16 protein-coding genes and 1 pseudogene are annotated in these 17,400 nt (G+C 66.1%); 9 read left to right on the top strand and 8 right to left on the bottom strand.

Features of this window, described 5'->3' with window-relative positions; translation table 11 throughout:
* Window positions 1-9: 9 nt before the first annotated feature.
* From J7I85_RS13335 to J7I85_RS13320, 4 genes are all read left to right on the top strand, one after another.
* Window positions 10-660 (top strand): hypothetical protein, encoded by a 651-nt coding sequence (locus tag J7I85_RS13335; protein WP_214852390.1) that lies wholly within the window; start codon window positions 10-12, stop codon window positions 658-660.
* Window positions 661-665: 5 nt separating this feature from the next.
* Entirely contained in the window at window positions 666-983 is a 318-nt protein-coding gene (locus J7I85_RS13330; protein WP_214852388.1) for a putative quinol monooxygenase, read from the top strand.
* A 23-nt stretch (window positions 984-1,006) separates the two neighbouring features.
* On the top strand, window positions 1,007-1,300 hold the full coding sequence (locus J7I85_RS13325; protein ID WP_214852386.1) for a DUF503 domain-containing protein: 294 nt from the start codon (window positions 1,007-1,009) through the stop codon (window positions 1,298-1,300).
* A 118-nt stretch (window positions 1,301-1,418) separates the two neighbouring features.
* Window positions 1,419-2,363: a hypothetical protein gene (locus tag J7I85_RS13320; protein WP_251024309.1), complete on the top strand. Its 945-nt coding sequence runs from the start codon at window positions 1,419-1,421 to the stop codon at window positions 2,361-2,363.
* 71 nt (window positions 2,364-2,434) lie between these two features.
* Here the strand turns inward: J7I85_RS13320 and purL are convergent, their stop codons facing one another.
* Genes purL through purS form a run of 3 tightly spaced genes read right to left on the bottom strand, consistent with a single transcriptional unit; the run spans window position 2,435 to window position 5,785 of the window.
* On the bottom strand, window positions 2,435-4,762 hold the full coding sequence (gene purL / locus J7I85_RS13315) for a phosphoribosylformylglycinamidine synthase subunit PurL (RefSeq protein ID WP_214852384.1): 2,328 nt from the start codon (window positions 4,760-4,762) through the stop codon (window positions 2,435-2,437).
* A complete protein-coding gene (purQ, locus tag J7I85_RS13310; RefSeq protein WP_214852383.1) occupies window positions 4,762-5,532 on the bottom strand; it encodes a phosphoribosylformylglycinamidine synthase subunit PurQ in 771 nt (256 codons plus the stop codon). Before purQ ends, purL begins: the two co-directional genes overlap by 1 nt.
* Window position 5,533: 1 nt before the next feature.
* Window positions 5,534-5,785 (bottom strand): phosphoribosylformylglycinamidine synthase subunit PurS, encoded by a 252-nt coding sequence (purS, locus tag J7I85_RS13305; RefSeq protein WP_214852382.1) that lies wholly within the window; start codon window positions 5,783-5,785, stop codon window positions 5,534-5,536.
* A gap of 256 nt (window positions 5,786-6,041) precedes the next feature.
* On the opposite strand from purS, the gene J7I85_RS13300 reads away from it, so the two are divergent.
* The gene (locus tag J7I85_RS13300) at window positions 6,042-6,344 is read left to right on the top strand and encodes a hypothetical protein (RefSeq protein ID WP_214852381.1); all 303 of its coding nucleotides are present in this window, start codon (window positions 6,042-6,044) and stop codon (window positions 6,342-6,344) included.
* 346 nt (window positions 6,345-6,690) lie between these two features.
* A complete protein-coding gene (locus J7I85_RS13295) occupies window positions 6,691-9,771 on the top strand; it encodes a S8 family serine peptidase (RefSeq protein ID WP_251024320.1) in 3,081 nt (1,026 codons plus the stop codon).
* Window positions 9,772-9,972: 201 nt separating this feature from the next.
* On the opposite strand, the gene J7I85_RS13290 is transcribed toward J7I85_RS13295, so the two are convergent.
* The 3 genes from J7I85_RS13290 to J7I85_RS13280 are packed head-to-tail and all read right to left on the bottom strand — an operon-like array spanning window position 9,973 to window position 11,973.
* A complete protein-coding gene (locus J7I85_RS13290; protein WP_214852380.1) occupies window positions 9,973-10,377 on the bottom strand; it encodes a serine protease inhibitor in 405 nt (134 codons plus the stop codon).
* A complete protein-coding gene (locus tag J7I85_RS13285) occupies window positions 10,374-11,330 on the bottom strand; it encodes a 3-methyladenine DNA glycosylase (RefSeq protein ID WP_374102469.1) in 957 nt (318 codons plus the stop codon). The genes J7I85_RS13290 and J7I85_RS13285 overlap by 4 nt, the downstream gene beginning before the upstream one ends.
* Before the next feature lie 4 nt (window positions 11,331-11,334).
* Window positions 11,335-11,973 (bottom strand): SSI family serine proteinase inhibitor, encoded by a 639-nt coding sequence (locus J7I85_RS13280; RefSeq protein WP_214852379.1) that lies wholly within the window; start codon window positions 11,971-11,973, stop codon window positions 11,335-11,337.
* 241 nt (window positions 11,974-12,214) lie between these two features.
* Between J7I85_RS13280 and J7I85_RS13275 the strand changes: the two genes are divergently transcribed.
* The gene (locus tag J7I85_RS13275) at window positions 12,215-14,659 is read left to right on the top strand and encodes a S8 family serine peptidase (RefSeq protein WP_214852378.1); all 2,445 of its coding nucleotides are present in this window, start codon (window positions 12,215-12,217) and stop codon (window positions 14,657-14,659) included.
* A 109-nt stretch (window positions 14,660-14,768) separates the two neighbouring features.
* Here J7I85_RS13275 and J7I85_RS13270 read toward each other — a convergent pair.
* A pseudogene (locus tag J7I85_RS13270) lies at window positions 14,769-15,216 on the bottom strand (MarR family winged helix-turn-helix transcriptional regulator).
* Between the two features lie 161 nt (window positions 15,217-15,377).
* Here J7I85_RS13270 and J7I85_RS13265 point away from each other — a divergent pair.
* Window positions 15,378-15,572 (top strand): hypothetical protein, encoded by a 195-nt coding sequence (locus J7I85_RS13265; protein WP_194718022.1) that lies wholly within the window; start codon window positions 15,378-15,380, stop codon window positions 15,570-15,572.
* A gap of 140 nt (window positions 15,573-15,712) precedes the next feature.
* Window positions 15,713-15,898 (top strand): hypothetical protein, encoded by a 186-nt coding sequence (locus tag J7I85_RS13260; RefSeq protein WP_251024307.1) that lies wholly within the window; start codon window positions 15,713-15,715, stop codon window positions 15,896-15,898.
* An 85-nt stretch (window positions 15,899-15,983) separates the two neighbouring features.
* On the opposite strand, the gene J7I85_RS13255 is transcribed toward J7I85_RS13260, so the two are convergent.
* Window positions 15,984-17,342, bottom strand: a complete 1,359-nt coding sequence (locus tag J7I85_RS13255; RefSeq protein ID WP_214852376.1) for an aspartate kinase — start codon at window positions 17,340-17,342, stop codon at window positions 15,984-15,986.
* Window positions 17,343-17,400 lie beyond the last annotated feature (58 nt).

Genomic DNA, 17,400 nt, shown 5'->3' with positions numbered 1-17,400 from the left:
GAGAGGTACATGCTGGACCAAAAGAGCCTTGACCTTTTGTGGAACTTCGAGGATCCGAAGCTGTCCGAGCAACGCTTCCGGGATGCGCTGGCGGACCCCCGGTACGACGCCGACGAACGGGCCGAACTCTCCACGCAGCTGGGGCGGGCCATCGGGCTCCAGGGCCGCTTCGAAGAGGCTGACGCCCTGCTCGACTCGATTGACGGGGACGAGCCGACGGTTGGTGTCCGCGTCCTGCTGGAGCGCGGTCGGGTCCTGAACTCGAGCGGGCACGCGGCCATGGCGGTGCCTCTGTTCGAGCAGGCGGCCGAGCTCGGCGACCATCTCGGCGAGGAATTCCTGGCCGTGGACGCACTGCACATGCTGGCCATCGCCGACTCCGCCCACGCGGAGCTCTGGACCCGCAGCGCCCTGGAGTACGCCTCCACGGTCCACGACGAACGGACCAAGCGCTGGATGGTGGCGCTGCACAACAACCTGGGCTGGACCTTGCACGGAGCGGGCCGGCTCACCGAGGCGCTCGTGGAGTTCCAGCTGGCCGAGCAGTGGGCCGAACGCGTCGGTACCCCGGCCCAGCAGAAGTATGCCCGCGAGGCCATCGAGGAGTGCGAGCAGGCGCTCTCCTCCGAACGGAACGCACAAACCCAAAGAAAGGCATAAATCCCGTGATATTCATCGTCGTCAAGTTCAAGGTCAAACCCGACTGGTCAGATAAGTGGCTCGGCCTGGTGGCGGACTTCACCGAGGCCACCCGCCAGGAGCCAGGCAACCTGTGGTTCGACTGGTCCCGCAGTGTGGATGACCGCAACGAGTTTGTCCTGGTCGAAGCGTTCAAGGACGATGCCGCCGGGGACCATGTCAACAGCGCCCACTTCAAGAAGGCCATGGAGGACATGCCGCAGGCCCTCGCGGAGACCCCGCGCATCATCAGCCGTCAGCTCGACGGCGACGGCTGGGACACGATGGGCGAGCTCACTATCTGAGCAGCCTCGCTAGCATTAACTGCATGTGGATCGGCTGGATAGAGTTCGACATCCTCCTCGGCGACGTGCACAGCCTCAAGGAGAAGCGGTCTGTTGTTCGGCCGCTGCTGGCCGAGGTCAAACGGCGCTATGACGTCTCCGTGGCCGAGGTGGGGGACCACGACCAGTACCGGCGCACGAGGATCGGCGCCGGCCTGGTCGCCGCCGACCGCGCGCACCTCGTGGAGGTGCTCACCGCCGTCGAACGCTTCGTGGCCTTCCGGCCCGAGCTGGAGCTGCTGAGCGCCCGGCAGCGGGAGCTCCACAGCGAGGACTGATCCCATCGAGTGCTCCGTAACCGCCCTTTTGAGGCCCCATAAGGGCGTCGACGGAGCATTCGATGGGGGCTGTGGATAACTTCTGCGGGGCCGGAAGCCTTTCTGTTCTTATGTAGCCATGAAGACCGCACGCCCATTGCCGAACAAATTCCAGGACAGGCCCTTCACCGTTGGTGAGGCCGGCCGCGCGGGCATTACTTCGAAGCGGCTCCGGCACCGCTCGCTCACCGCGTTGGGCAGGGGCATCCGTGCAGCAAGCCCGACGGCGGAGCTCCCCTTGAACGTCAGGGTGCGGCCCTTCATCGAGGTCAATGAGCGTTGCGCCGCGTCGCACCTCACTGCGGCGGAGCTCCTCAACCTGCCGCGACGACGACGCCAGAAAGGGGAGCCCGACATGTTCGACATCATCAGGCCCGAGGGGGCAGCCCACCTAAACCGGCCGCACGTCATCGTGCACCGGATGAGGCTCTTCGACGATGAAGTCACTGTTCTCGACGGCATCCCCGTCACCACGCCCGAACGAACGTGGCTTGACCTCGCCGAAATGCTGAGCGTGGATGAGCTTGTTGTGGCCGGGGACAGCTCCGTGCGTGTGCCGCGTCCGGAGCTGGAGGGCCGGGACCAGCCGTTATGTACGCTGGCGGACCTCCAGCGCATGATCGACCGGCACAAGGGCAAACGGGGACTGCGGAAGGCAAAGGAGGCCATCAGGCTCGTCCGGGTCGGCTCAGACTCACCCCAGGAGACCCTGCTTCGGCTGGCGATTGTCCGAGCGAGGCTTCCTGAGCCGGCACTGAACGTGCCGATTTTTTCCGACGACGGCACCCGGCACCATGAGCCGGACCTCTCGTACAAGCAGTACCGCGTCGGCATCGAGTATGAAGGGGAGCATCACGGTGACGAGCTGCAGATTGAGCGGGACATCGCGCGGTCGGAACGGTACTCCGCGCTGGGCTGGACGGAAGTCCGTATTTCCAAGCGTCACATGCTAAATGACGGCAAGGCGGCGGTAGCCAAAGTCCGTAGCGCGCTGGTACAGGCCGGCTGGCGGCCCGGGCGTTAAACAACGATTGCTCCGTAACTGCCGTTCTGACGGGTCAGAAGGGCAGCTACGGAGCAATCGATGGGTGAGGACTAGCCGAAGTACTTCGGCAGGGTGGCCTCGTGGGCTTCGCGGAGCGAGTCCAGCGAGAGGGTGTCCACGCCGTTGATCTCCAGCTGTCCGCTGGCTGCGTCTACCACGCCGATGCGCAGGTGCTCGAAGCCGCGGGCAGTGCACATGTCCTTGAAGCGGACTTCCTCGGAGCGCGGAACGCTCACGACGGCGCGGCCCTGGGTCTCGGAGAACAGCGCGGTGAAGAGGTCGACGCCGTCGCGGTCCAGGACGTCCTGCAGCGCGATCCGGGCGCCCACGCCGTAGCGCAGCGACGCTTCCACGAGGGCCGCTGCAAGGCCGCCCTCGGAGAGGTCGTGGGCCGAGTCCACCATGCCGTCGCGGGACGCGTTGATCAGGATCTGGCCCAGCGCACGCTCGGCCTCGAGGTCAACCTTGGGCGGCAGACCGCCGAGGTGGCCGCGCAGGTTGGACCATTCGGAGCCGTCCAGCTCCGCCGCCGTGGTGCCCAGCAGGTAGATGGCTGCGCCGTCTTCCCGCCAGCCCGACGGCGTGCGGCGGGCGACGTCGTCGAGCTTGCCCAGCACTGCCACCACCGGGGAGGGGTGGATCGGCGTGGTGCCGGTCTGGTTGTACAGCGAGACGTTGCCGCCGGTCACCGGGATGCCCAGCACCATGCAGGCGTCGGAGAGGCCTCGGATGGCCTCGGCCAGCTGCCACATGACGTCCGGGTCCTCGGGGGAACCGAAGTTCAGGCAGTCGCTGACGGCCATCGGCACGGCCCCGGAGGTGGCCACGTTGCGGTAGGCCTCGGCCAGTGCCAGCTGGGCGCCGTGGTACGGGTCGAGGTAGGTGTAGCGGCCGTTGGCGTCGGTGGCCAGGGCAACGCCCAGGCCGGATTCCTCGTCCACGCGGACCACGCCGGCGTCGTCCGGGAACGCCAGGGCGGTGTTGCCGCCGACGTACCGGTCGTACTGGTTGGTGATCCAGGACTTGTCGCACATGTTCGGCGAGGCAACCAGCTCGGTGACGGCCGCGGCCAGTTCCGCCGGGGCGGAGGGGCGGCCGGCGTCCTGTACGGACCCGGTGAAGGAGTCGGCCTGGAGGGCGTCCTGCCACTCGGGGCGGGCGAACGGGCGGTCGTAGACCGGACCGTCGTGGGCCACGGTGCGCGGGTCGACGTCGACAATGACTTCGCCTTCCCATGTGATGATCAGGCGGCCGCTGTCGGTCACCTCACCCAGCCAGGCGTACTCCACGGCCCACTTGTCCATGACGGCTTCGAAGGCCTCGACGTTCTCCGGCGTCACCACGGCCATCATGCGTTCCTGGGACTCGGACATCAGGATCTCGCCCGGAGTCAGGGTGGGGTCGCGCAGCAGGACAGAGGTCAGTTCGACGTTCATGCCGCCGTCGCCGTTGGAGGCGAGCTCGGACGTGGCGCAGGAGATGCCCGCGGCGCCGAGGTCCTGGATGCCCTCAACCAGCGAACCCTTGAACAGTTCAAGGCAGCACTCGATGAGGACCTTCTCGGCGAACGGGTCGCCCACCTGGACAGCAGGGCGCTTGGACGGCTTGGTGTCGTCGAAGGACTCGGAGGCGAGCACCGAGGCGCCGCCGATGCCGTCGCCGCCGGTGCGTGCACCGAACAGCACTACCTTGTTGCCCTTGCCCGAGGCATTGGCCAGGCGGATGTCCTCGTGGCGCATGACGCCCACGGCCAAGGCATTGACCAGCGGGTTGCCCTGGTACACGGAGTCGAAGACCATCTCGCCGCCGATGTTCGGCAGGCCGAGGGAGTTGCCGTAACCGCCGATGCCGGCGACCGCGCCGTGCATGACGCGGGCGGTGTCCGGGTGGTCGATGGCGCCGAAGCGCAGCGGATCCATCACGGCAACAGGGCGGGCGCCCATGGAGATGATGTCGCGGACGATGCCGCCGATGCCGGTGGCGGCACCCTGGTACGGCTCAACGAACGACGGCGAGTTGTGGGACTCGATCTTGAAAGTCACGGCCCAGCCGTCGCCCAGGTTGGTGACGCCGGCGTTTTCGCCGATGCCCACCAGCATGTCCTTCTTCATCTCGTCGGTCACCTTCTCGCCGAACTGGCGCAGGTGGTTCTTCGAGGACTTGTAGGAGCAGTGCTCGCTCCACATCACGGAGTACATGGCGAGTTCGGCGCCGGTCGGGCGGCGGCCCAGGACCTTGACGATCTCGTCGAACTCGTTGCGCTTCAGGCCGAGTTCGGCCCACGGCAGTTCGGTGTCCGGGGTCTTGGCCGCGTGCTCGACGGTGTCGATGTTGAACTTCTTGGTCTCGGTGATCGAGCTTGTTGAGATCTCGGTCATTAGTTCGCTCCCACAATCTTGTTCAGTACCGAGGTGAAGAGACCGAGGCCTTCGGTGTCGGACCCGCCGATACCGTCCAGGGACTCGGGGCCGAAGCCTACCTCCACGGCGTGCTCCGGGTGCGGCATGAGGCCCACCACGTTGCCGGCGGCGTTCGAGATGCCGGCAATGTCGCGGCGCGAGCCGTTCGGGTTGAAGCCCACGTAGCGGAACACCACGCGGCCCTCGGCCTCGAGGGCGTCGAGGGTCTTCTCGTCCGCGATGTACTGGCCGTCCTGGTTCTTCAGCGGCACCGTGATTTCCTGGCCCGCGGCGTAGTCCCCGGTCCAGTAGGTGCTGTTGTTCTCGACCCGCAGCACCTGGTCGCGGCAGATGAACTTCAGGTGGTCATTCTTGATCATGGAACCGGGCAGCAGGTGCGACTCGGTCAGCAGCTGGAAGCCGTTGCAGATGCCGAGCACCGGCAGCTTGGCATCCGAGTTGGCGGCGTCGATGATCTTGGACATCAGCGGGGCGAAGCGCGCGATGGCGCCAGCGCGGAGGTAATCGCCGTAGGAGAATCCGCCCGGGAGGATGACGGCGTCGACGTCGCCCAGGTCGGAGTCTCCGTGCCAGAGCTCCACGGGCGTGCCGCCCGCGAGCCGGACCGCACGGGAAGCGTCCCGGTCATCCAGGGTTCCGGGGAAGGTGACGACGCCGATTTTCGCGCCTGCGAGGCGCGGCTCGGCGGCGACGGCGACTGCCTCGCCGATCAGGGGAAGTTCAGTCATCTCAGGCCTCGACGACCTCGACGTTTACGACGTCCTCGATCACCGGGTTGGACAGCAGGGTCTCGGCGGCTTCGCGGGCCTGGGCCAGGATGTCCTCGGTCACCTCGCCGTCAACGGTCAGTTCGAAACGCTTGCCCTGGCGGACAGAGCTAAAGCTGGTGAAGCCCAGGCGGGGGAGTGCACCCACGATGGCCTTCCCCTGCGGGTCCAGAATCTCGGGCTTGGGCATGACGTCGACAACGATCCGGGGCATCCGGTAACTCCTGTGCGTGTGCATTGGGTAAGGGCGCAGCGGAGTGTTGCCGTCTCACGCCATTCCTGAAATTGCCTGGCCGTTTCAAATGGCAGGGCATTCAAATGGCATGGTGTGGACGGGCGCTCCGCGAGCTTGCATGCCTATTCTACCGGCCGCAGCGCACCACTTTCGTATTCGGTGCGGCGGACGCCGCAGCGAGGGAAGAACGACGCCGGCTCTGGTCCACCGGGGGCACGCTCAGTAGGATTGCGGAATGGCTGAGAATTCAAAATCCGTCCTGTTGCCTGTGATGGCCGTCGCCGTGTTCGCCGGCCTCGGGAGGATGGTGTTCCAGAAGATCAAGGCCGACCGTGCGGCCCGCCAGAACCGTGCCGGGCAGGACCGCGCTGGCTCGGGCGGTGCTGGCCAGAACCGCGCTGGGTCCGGCGGTACCGGGCAGACCCGCGTTGGGCGCCGTCTTGGCCGTGGGGCTGCCGGGCGTGACCGGGTGGCCGGTCCGGTGGACGAGAAGACGCGCCAGTGGATCAGTGAGGTGGTCCGCACACCCCGGCAGTAGCTCCCGGCGAGGCGGCAGCACAGACTTCTAGTAGCAGCGGCGGGTGCCCTTTCCGGGCACCCGCCGCTGCTTTTTGATGCCAGTGTCAAGGGCAGTGACAAAAAAGTAAACTCGGGGATTGCGCCCTATGTCATATCCGGCTCTCGGTAGGTACTGTGGGGATCGGTCGACGATTGCTGGGATCGACAGGACCTGTCATCTTCACGTGTCGTTGCCGCCTGCGCCCGGCAACGTAGCCGGGGCCGTTCCTTATGAAAGGTTCCAAGCACTCGTGAAATCAGCAGGAAAAAGCTTATTCCTAAGCCGGGGGGCCGGGAAAGCAGCGGCACTGGTTGTCGGCTTGCCTTTGCTTCTTTCGTCAGTCGGCGCGCTGCCGGCAACCGCGGCGCCGTCGCAGGTTGCGGCCACGGCCGCACAGCAAAAGAACGTCGACCCCAACGACTACTCGGCCGGCCGCTACATTGTGGTCCTGACCGAGAAGCCCGCCGCCACCTACGAGGGCGGCACTCCGGGCCTGCAGGCCACCAAGCCGCGGTCCGGCCACAAACTCGACGCCGACCGGGCGGAGGTGCGCAAGTACCAGGCCCACCTGGAGGCGAAACAGGCCGCGCTGGCTGAGAAGGAAAACGTGCAGATCCGCCGCAAATACACGGCGGCACTCAATGGATTCACCGCCAGGCTTACCGCCGACCAGGCCGTGAACCTTGCCAAGAACCCTGAGGTCCTCGCGGTGGCACCCGACACCCAGCAGGCCCCGGACTACTCCACCACGGACTTCCTCAAGCTCAGCGGAGCCTACGGCACGTGGAACAGGCAGTTCGGCGGCAAGGCCGGCGCCGGCAAGGGCGTTGTGGTGGGCGTCATCGACTCCGGCTACACGCCGGGCAGCCAGTTCTTCGCCGGCAATGAGGTTGCACAGCTCAAGGGCAATCCGGAGGTAGGCGTTCCCTACCGCGCCGCCGGCGGTAACATCGCGATGCTGAAATCAGACGGCAGCACCTTCGAGGGCGAGTGCCAAAAGGGTGAAGAGTTCAACGGAACGGCCTGCAACTCCAAGGTCCTCAGTGCCAGGTACTTCTCCGACGCCTTCGAGGATTCCGTGGCCAAGCAGGACCGGGCGCCGGAGGAACTGATTTCGCCGGTGGATGTGGGAAGCCACGGAACCCACACGGCAAGCACCGCGGCCGGCAACGCCGACGTGGAAACCTTCGTCGACGGTCGCAGCTTCGGCCTGACCGGCGGCATCGCACCGGCCGCCAAGCTTTCCAGCTACAAGATCTGCTGGGAGGACAACGATCCCAACACCGGCGGCTGCTACACCTCGTCCGCTGTCGACGCCATCAACCAGGCCGTGCTCGACGGCGTGGACGTCCTGAACTACTCGATCTCGGGCACCACCTCCAGCACGACGGACCCGGTGTCCATGGCGTTCCTGTCCGCCGCCTCAGCCGGCATCTTCGTGGCCACCTCCGCAGGCAACTCCGGCCCTGAAGCAAGCACCGTGAACCACGGCGAGCCGTGGGTCACCACCGTTGCGGCCAGCAGCTTCTCCCAGGAGCTGCAGGGCACCGTGGAGTTCTCCGACGGCAGCAAGTTCCGCGGCGCCAGCATCATGAACCGTGAAGTTGCCGGGGCAGGCGTTGTGCTCGCCGCCAATGCAGCATCCGGACAGGCCGCCGACCCTGCACTGTGCGCCCCCGGTTCGCTCGATCCGGCCAAGATTGCAGGCAAGGTGGTGGTCTGCGACCGCGGCGTCTATGACCGGGTGGCCAAGAGTGCCGAGGTTGCGCGGGGCGGCGGGGTGGGCATGATCCTCGTGAACCTGGCCGCATCATCGCTCGACGCCGACAAGCACTCCGTCCCCACCGTGCATGTGAATCCGCCTGCCACGGAAACCATCAAGGCCAAGGTGGCGGCGAACCCGGCCATCACGGTCTCCCTGGTCAACAAGGACACAACGGGACTGCCCGCCGAGGCGCAGCCGCAGATCGCCGGCTTCTCCTCCCGCGGACCGCTCCTCGCCGCCGACTCTGACCTGCTGAAGCCCGACGTCGCTGCACCCGGCGTCGCTGTCCTTGCCGGCGTTTCTCCGATCGGTGCCGGCGGCGACGAGTTTGGGTTCATGTCCGGCACCTCCATGGCGTCGCCGCACGTGGCCGGCTTCGGTGCCCTGATCCTGGGCAAGAACCCCACCTGGTCCGCGGCCGCCGTGAAGTCGGCCATGATGACCACTGCCAGCGACGTCAAGCTCGCAGACGGCAGCAAGAATACGGACGTCCTCGCCACCGGCGCGGGGCAGGTGGATCCCGCCCGTGTGCTGGATCCGGGTCTCGTGTACGACGCCACCGTCGACGACTACCTGCGGTTTATCCAGGGAACCGGCGTCGATCTGGGCATGCCTGGGCTCGGTAGCACGCGGCCCCGTGACATGAACGTCCCGTCCTTCTCGCTCGGAAACCTGGCCGGCAGGATCGAGGTCACCCGCACGGTGACTGCGCTGACGCCGGGTGTCTACAGCGCAAAGGCCAGCGTGCCCGGAGTGAAGGTGACGGTGACGCCGTCGGTCCTGTCCTTTGGCGCTGCCGGCGAGAAGCGCAAGTTCAAGGTGGCCTTTGAGAACCAGAGTGCCAAGTTGGGCGAGTTTGCCGCGGGTTCGCTCACGTGGCGGGGTGCCAACAAGACAGTGACATCACCGATTGCGGTCCGGCCGCAGTCGGTGGTGGCTCCCAAGAACATTGCGTTCACCTCCCAGGGGGCCAACAGTTCAGGCAATATCGGCATCGTCTCGGGCTCGAACTTGCCCACGAACGTGACGCTCGACGGTCTGTCGAAGGCGGACTCCTCGGCCATCGAACTCGTACCCGGGCCGTTCCGGTACGAGGCCGACGCCTCGAACTTCGTCAAGACGGTGGAAGTTCCGGCCGGCGTGCCCCTGGCCAAGCTGTCCGTGATTTCCGCGGATGAGAACGCCGACTTCGACATGGTGGTGGTCACGCCGGACGGGCAGGGAATTGTGGTCGCCACGGCCTCGGCGAGCGAGTCTGTTTCGATTCCGAACCCTGCTGCCGGTACCTACCAGATGTTCGTGAATCTCTACGACAGTCCCAACCAACAGGCAACCAAGGCCTCGGTGGATGCTGCGGTCCTGGGGGCAAACGAGGGCAACGCCACCGTGACTCCTGATCCGGTCCGGCTTGCGAACGGGCTCAGCGGGAAGCTCGCCCTCACCTGGAAGAACCTGGCGCCCGGCTCCTACATCGGGCGGATCACCTTCGATGGGGCCAGCGCCCCGACGTTCGTGAACGTCGTGGTGGCGGAGGGCGGCGCCGTCGCTGTTGCACCGGCCTCGGAAGATCCGAAGAAAAAGAAGGAACGGGGGAAGGTCCAGAACCAGGACCTGACGCGGTCACCGGATAACTCCATCTAGGAAGGTCCCGGAACCGGGCTCCCGAAGGGGCCCCACAGCGAAGGCCGCCGGGCGTGGCGCAAAATGCCAATGTCCCGCCGGCCTTCGCCGTGCGTATGGTTGGAGTATTCGTACAGATAATGGGCGCTAAACGCCCCGGAAGTCGCGATATGTGTACAAAAGCTCTTTCTTGGACCGCGCGGCCAAGGATGTCCTGGCAGCTCAGATGGCGCCGGTGGACCCGGCCACTCCGCCCAGCAGCGGGGATAGCGTCCGCCAGCGGGCAATTTCGCAGCCGTCCGTCAGGGAAAACCGGGAGTTCACCGTGCGTCCGTTGAAAGTGCCTGTGACCACGGCCACCTGGGGGCCGCCGTACTGCTGGGTGCACAGCCTGGGCGGGCCCGGTTCGGGGAAAAAGATCCGTTCGCCGAAGCGTCCGACGGCGGCAATCGCCGCCGCAGGATCCGGGAGGGTTGATTCCACCAGTTGGCCGGAACGGCTGACCAGGACAAAGACGTGTTCCGGGCCGCCCGGTTCGTGGGTGAGGGCGACGGTCAGTTCAAGGTCCGTGTCCGGAGGCAGGCCGACGTCCGGGCCTGCGCCCGGGAATTGAGGTGTATCGCTCATCCTTCGGTCTCCGTTCCGAGGCTGTCGAAGAGCGGCGCGAGGGCGGCCATCAGCCTGCCACGCAGCTCCTGGGCTTCGGCCGAGAAGGCGCGCTGCTGCTCCACGTAAGCAGCCTTGCCGTCGGCGGTCTCAATCGGAATGGCCGGGTAGCCCCAGTCTGTGAGGTCATAGGGGGAGGCCTGCATGTCCATGGCCCGCACCCGCCAGGACAGCTCGAAGCAGTCCATGACGAGTTCGCTGGGCAGGGCAGGGGAGAGCTTGTACGCCCACTTGTAGAGGTCCATGTTGGCGTGCAGGCAGCCGGGCTGCTCCATGGTCCGCTGGTTCTCCCGGCTGGGGGAAAGCTCGTTCAGGGGCACGGCGTCGGGTGTGTAGAACCGGAACGCGTCAAAGTGTGAGCAGCGGATCCTGTTGTCCTCGACCACCTTGTCCGTGCCCGCGGCGCCCAGCCGCAGCTTGAGGTACTCGTGGCGCAGCTCGAACTTCTCCTGCCGGTAGACCATGGCCCACTCGTGCAGGCCGAAGCAGCCGAACTGCGCCGGCCGCGCGGCGGTTGCGGCCAGGATGATCCGGGCAAACAGGAGAGCCTCGCGCCGTTCGGCCAGGAACGCCTGACGGTCGAACGCCACCGCGGTGATGCCGGGCGGAAGGCCCGCGCTGGCCAGCTCACCGCCGTCGAGTGCTTTGTAGTATTTCCAGTCCTTGCGGGCAGCCGCCTCCGTTCCGGAGACGACCGCACCGTCACCGGGATGCCAGCGCAGGAGCTGGCCGGGCTTTTGCGTGTAGTACGTGAAGAGGAAGTCCTCCACGGGATGCTTCCGCCCCGCGGAACGGCGGGCAAGGTAGGGATCGGCGTAGCGGCGCACCCGGCGCACGTGGGCGGCTTCCCGTCCCTTCCAGTCGGCGGCGGAGAGGACCTGGGCGGCGGGGATCGTCAATGCAGTGCCTGCCACGGTGCTAGAGAGCCCCGCCTGCAGCACCGAGGATGTCCTTGGCGGCGTTCCAGGCTCCGATCTGGCAGCCGTCCCGCAGGGCGAAGGAGGTCTCCACGGGGGTGCCATTGACTTCGCCGGTCACGCTGGCAACCTGCGGCCCGCCATACTGCTGCGTGCAGGAGATGCCCTTGGGCGGCGCGGCGGGGTTCACGATGGCTGCGTTGTCCTTCAGCGAAGTGCAGGCTGCTGCGGCGTTGGGGTGCTGGCTCTCTGCCATCGGCGCGCCGCCCTTGCAGACCAGAGTGTAATTGGCGGCCTTTCCGTCCTTCGACGCTTTGACCGTGATGGACAGTTCGGCATCGCCGGCGCTGGGCCCGGACGGCAGGGGAGAAGCGGCAGGGGGTGCGGGCGCTGGGACCGTCGTTTCGGCGTCGGGCGGTGTAGAGCCGGGCGCCGGGGTACTGGGAGTGCCGGTGCCGGGGGTTTCAGTGCCCGGAGTCTCGGTGCCCGGTGATGAAGTTCCGGGCGATGAGGTCCCCGGCGAGCCGGTGGTGGTCCCGGGGGTGGCCGAAGGCTGGCCGGTTCCGGTGTTCGGGGTGCAGGCCGCGAGACCGCCCGTCGCTGCGAGGGCGAGCAGCACAGAAATCAGTTGCTTGCGCATGCCGGGTCTCCTCAAGTTTTTCCCATTCTACCGTCGGGGCCCCGGGCCGTCCGGTACAGCCGGATAACGGTACCCGGCAATTGCTAACGGAAGGGTATCGATTCTTGGGGGCGTCCGCGGTATCTTTCTGACATCAACGGGTGCGCGGCATAACCAAATAGTGATGACGCCCATGGGGGGCAGAGCGTCCAGTTCGTGGGACCGAAGGTCTACAGGTCCTGAACCAAGGAAGGCATCCCCCATGATCCCTCAGCAATCCACTACCCGCCCCGGACACAGCAGTAGGCTGCCGGCCATATTCGCCGTAGCCCTTGCCATGGTCATCGGCCAGGGCCTCGCCGGACCAACGGCGGCGGCTCCCGCACCTGCATCGGCGCAGCTGGCTGCTCTCCGGCCAACCGCTGCCCAGCCGGCGGCATCCCCGCTCGACGACGGCCACTACATCGTGATGCTCAAGGACAAACCGCTGGCCACTTATTCCGGCGGCGTGGCCGGCATCCCCGGCACGGCGGTGCCGAAGAGTAAGAAGCTGAACCCCTCCGGCCCCAACTCCCGCAAATACGATGCTCACCTCAGGGCCAAGCAGCGGCAGGCGGCAGCATCAACGGGCGTGACCATCAACAGGAGCTACACCCTGGCCCTCAACGGCTTCAGCGCTGTACTCTCCGCGGCGCAGGCCAAGGCGCTCGCCGGTGACAGCAGCGTGCTGGCCGTGGTCCCGGACAGCATGCGCAAGCCGGACTACTCGAGCACCGACTTCCTTGGACTTCCGGGCGGCGACGGCGTGTGGGACCAGCAGTTCGGTGGCACGGATGAGGCGGGCAAGGGCGTCGTCGTGGGCGTGGTGGACACCGGCTACACGCCCGACAACCCGTTCTTCACCGGCGACACCGTCGATCCGCTGTCCGGCACCCCGGACGTGGGCGTGCCGTACCGACTCCAGGGCAACGTGATCGCGATGCGCAAGGCCAACGGGGGAACGTTCGTGGGCGACTGCGTGGCCGGCGACGGTTTCGACGGCACGGAATGCAACAGCAAGGTCATCGGTGCCAGGTTCTACGACAAGGCCTACAAGGCGGCGGTCCCCCCGGAATTCCGGTCCCCGAACGAGAAGTTCTCGCCGCTGGACGTTAGCGGCCACGGATCCCACACGGGCAGCACCGCAGCCGGAAACAGTGACGTCACCCAGTCGGCAGGCGGCCGGGACTTTGGCAAGAGCTCAGGCGTTGCGCCGGCGGCCAAGATCGCCGTCTACAAGGTCTGCTGGGAAGGCGCCATTCCGGAGGCTACCGGGTGCGTCGAGTCGGACATTCTTAACGCCATCCAGGATGCCGTCCTCGACGGCGTGGACGTGCTGAACTTCTCCATCTCGGGAAATAACAACTCCACTGTCGACGCCGTTTCGCTCGCGTTCCTGAACGCCGCGGCCGCAGGGATCTTTGTGGCCGCCTCCGCAGGTAATTCCGGTCCGACGGCCTCGACCGTCAACCATGCCGGACCTTGGATCACCAGCGTGGCCGCCTCAACGTTCGACAACACCCTGCGCGGAACCGCGGAACTGTCGGACGGCAGCAAGTTCGCCGGCGCAAGTGTCATGGGCAGCGAGGTGGACTCCAAGCCGATCGTTCTGGCCGTGGACGTGAAGGCGGCCGCCGCCCTGGCCACAGATGCGGCGCTGTGCGCGCCGAACTCCCTGGACCCGGCCAAGGTTGCGGACAAGATCGTGGTCTGCGACCGCGGCGTTGTTGCACGCGTTGACAAGAGCGCCGAGGTTAAGCGCGCCGGCGGCGTGGGCATGGTCCTGGTCAACCTGACGCCCAGCTCCCTCGATGCCGATCTGCACAGTGTTCCCACGGTTCACATAGACGACCCGAAGATCAAGGACCTGGTGGCGGCAACTCCGGGCATGACGGCAAGCCTCAAGGCGACTGACACCACCGGAGCCGAACCCCCGCCGGTGCCGCAGATTGCCGGATTCTCCTCACGCGGACCCACCCTGGCATCCAACGGAGACCTGCTCAAGCCTGATGTTGCGGCTCCTGGTGTTGCAGTTCTGGCCGCCGTTTCACCGGTCGGATTCAAGGGCGAGAATTTCGGCTTCCTGTCCGGCACGTCGATGGCATCGCCGCACATTGCCGGCTCGGGAGCCCTGCTGCTCGGCAAGAACCCGCAGTGGTCCCCGGCGGCCGTGAAATCCGCCATCATGACCACGGCGTACGACCTGGTCGATGCAAAGGGCGTCGACGTGCATGACGTCTTTGCCCAGGGCGCCGGCCATGTCCAGCCGGCCCGGTTCGATTCCCCGGGGCTCGTCTACGACGCCGGCATCGGTGACTGGATGGGCTTCCTCCAGGGACAGGGAATAGCCCTTGGTGTGGCTCCCATCGCAGCCAAAGACGTCAACCTTCCCTCGGTGGCACTGGGCGCCATGTCCGGCAGCCAGACCGTTACGCGGCGGGTCACGGCGGTGACGGCGGGAACCTACCGGGCAGCGATCACCCTTCCGGGCATTACAACCACCGTCAGTCCGGCAGAAGTGACGCTGGCCGAGGGTGAAAGCGCCACGTTCACCATCACGTTTACTACCGCAGGGGCTCCGCTGAACGCATACTCCACCGGATCCCTGACGTGGACGTCAGGTGACAACACCGTTCGCTCACCGGTGGCGGTGCGGCCGGTGCCATAGTGCCTCTGATCCCAGGACGGACGACGCCGGGACTCACCGCTGGTGGCGGGTCCCGGCGTCGTGCGGGGACCGGTTGAAAAGCAAAAGGAAGTCACCCGGGGGCGGAGAATCACCCATGGGCGGAGCCTGTGGCGGCAATGAGGTCCATCATGGAGCTATGCAGGCTCTCCACCTGGTCCCGGCTGAGGCTGAGCTTGGCCATCATGGTCCCGGGAACTGCCGTGGCCCGCATGCGGAGGGCCGCCCCCTGCGGAGTCAGGTCCACTGCCAGGGCGCGCTCGTTTCCCTCCACGCGCGTGCGCGTGATGAGGCTGGCCGCTTCCAGGCGCCGCAAAAGAGGCGATATGGTCGCGGGCTCGTGCAGGAGGGCGTCGCTGATATCGCGGACCGAGCGCGGACTGGACTCCCGAAGGCACAGCATGACCAAGTACTGGGGATGGGTGAGCCCCAGCCTGTCCAGGACGGGCTTATGCCCCTACGGCGCTGCGCGAGGCGACGGTCAGGGCGAAGCACAGCTGTCTTTCCAGAAGGAGGTCGTCCTGTTCGGAGGCGGGCATTGCAGCTGTTCCGGTAGCACAGGGGGCCAGGGATTTCGGGCGGGTAGCCATGAGCATCCCATTCGATCGTTAGTCCACTAATAATTCGTGTACCTTGATTTTGGCAGTAGTAGTGGAATGGAGTGGACACCGTGGCAAAAGAGAACGGCGCACAGCGGTTCATGCGGGCAACCGGCAAGCTCAGGGCGGTTTTTGGCCCCGCCAACAGGAGTTCGCTGGTGCACGACATGACCGAGGAGAACCGCAAACTGCTCGCCCAGCGCGAGGCCGAGACGCAGCAGTGGGAAACTGTCCGGCGCCCGGACGGTAGCACCTATGTGGTGCCGCGCAACCCCGACGACAAGTCCCTGCGCTAGCAGCGGCCGGGCTGTACCGGCGGGGGTTCATTTTTGGGCTCCCGGCGTAAAATAAGGGCACTGGCAGTCGAAGGGCAGACGCTCTCCGCCTTCAAGCAGGGAAGGGGGTGGGACTTGTGGCACACGTGCTCAGTGGCTTTATGAACCTGACAGACAGGCTCCGGTTCGTATTCGGCCCTGCCGCCGTCGGCGACTCAGCTACGCCGGTGGTTCACCTGCATGACGATTATGAACATGCTTCCGAAGACGATCTGGCCCAGTTCGAAGTCGAGACCGACTCGGAGGGGCACCACTATGCTGTCCGCAAGGGCGAACTGGATAAGTGACAACGCCTTCAATGAAGTGAAGAAGCCCGGTGCGTGAACGCACCGGGCTTCTGACTACACTGACTCGCAGTGCCCAAGCGGACCTTTAGCGGCCGGTGCCCCCGTAGACGGTGGCAACGGCTTCGCTGTCCAGGTCGAATGCCTTGTGGATGGCGCGGACGGCGTCATCGAGCAGGTCGGCATGGGTCACCACGGAAATGCGGATCTCCGAGGTGGAAATCATGTTGATGTTGATGCCCGCGGCGGACAGGGCCTTGAAGAACGTGGCCGAAACGCCCGGGTGGGAGCGCATGCCGGCGCCGATCAGCGACAGCTTGCCGATCTGCTCGTTGTACTCGATGCTTTCGAACCCGATCTCGGCCTGCGCAGCACGGAGGGCGGCAAGGGCGTCGGCGCCCTCGACGATGGGCAGCGTGAAGGAGATGTCCGTCCTGCCGGTGCCGTGCGTGGAGACGTTCTGGACGATCATGTCGATGTTCGAGTGCGCGTCCGCAATGACCTGGAAGATCGCGGCTGCCTTGCCCGGGATGTCCGGAACACCTACAACGGTGACCTTTGCTTCCGAGCGGTCGTGTGCAACACCGGAGATGATTGGCTGCTCCAAGGCAACTCCCTCTTGAGTCGTGATCTTGTCATCGGCGCCGGGCAGGACCCAGGTGCCTTCGTTCTGGCTGAATGAGGAACGGACATGCAGCGGCACGCCGAACCGCCGGGCGTATTCGACGCACCGGAGGTGGAGGATCTTGGCCCCGGACGCAGCCAGTTCCAGCATCTCCTCGCTGGAGATGCGGTCGATCTTCTGGGCTGACGGAACGACCCGGGGGTCCGCCGTGTAGATGCCGTCAACGTCGGTGTAGATCTCGCAGACGTCAGCCTCGAGGGCGGCGGCGAGGGCCACCGCCGTCGTGTCCGAACCGCCGCGGCCGAGGGTGGTGATCTCGTTCGTGGAGCGGCTCATGCCCTGGAACCCGGCGACGATGGCAATGTGCCCCTTGTCCAGGGCGGTGCGGATGCGGTGCGGGTCGACGTCGATGATCCGCGCCTTGCCGTGGATCCCGTCCGTGATCATGCCGGCCTGGGAACCCGTGAAGGACTGCGCGGACGCACCGAACTTGTTGATGGCCATGGCCAGCAGGGCCATGGAGATGCGCTCACCGGCGGAGAGGAGCATGTCCATCTCCCGGGCCGGGGCTGAGTCGGTGACCTGGGCGGCAAGGTCAAGGAGTTCGTCGGTGGTGTCACCCATCGCGGAGACGACGACGACGACTTCGTTGCCGGCCTTCTGGGCGTCGACCACGCGCCTGGCCACGCGCTTGATGCCGTCTGCGTCAGCCACCGAGGAGCCGCCGAACTTCTGCACAATGAGCTGCGTGGTGGCAGCAGCAGCTGCGGGCAGCTCCTGCGGCCGCGGTTCGGTTTTCACATCGGTACTGGGCATACTCATGCGTGCACCCTCACTGGATCAAATTGGAGTTCTGGAGGCCAGACGGCCTTACGGCACG

It is taken from the genome of Arthrobacter sp. ISL-65 (assembly GCF_018613795.1).
Lineage (GTDB): Bacteria > Actinomycetota > Actinomycetes > Actinomycetales > Micrococcaceae > Arthrobacter.
This window is presented reverse-complemented; position numbering and strand designations above follow the sequence as displayed.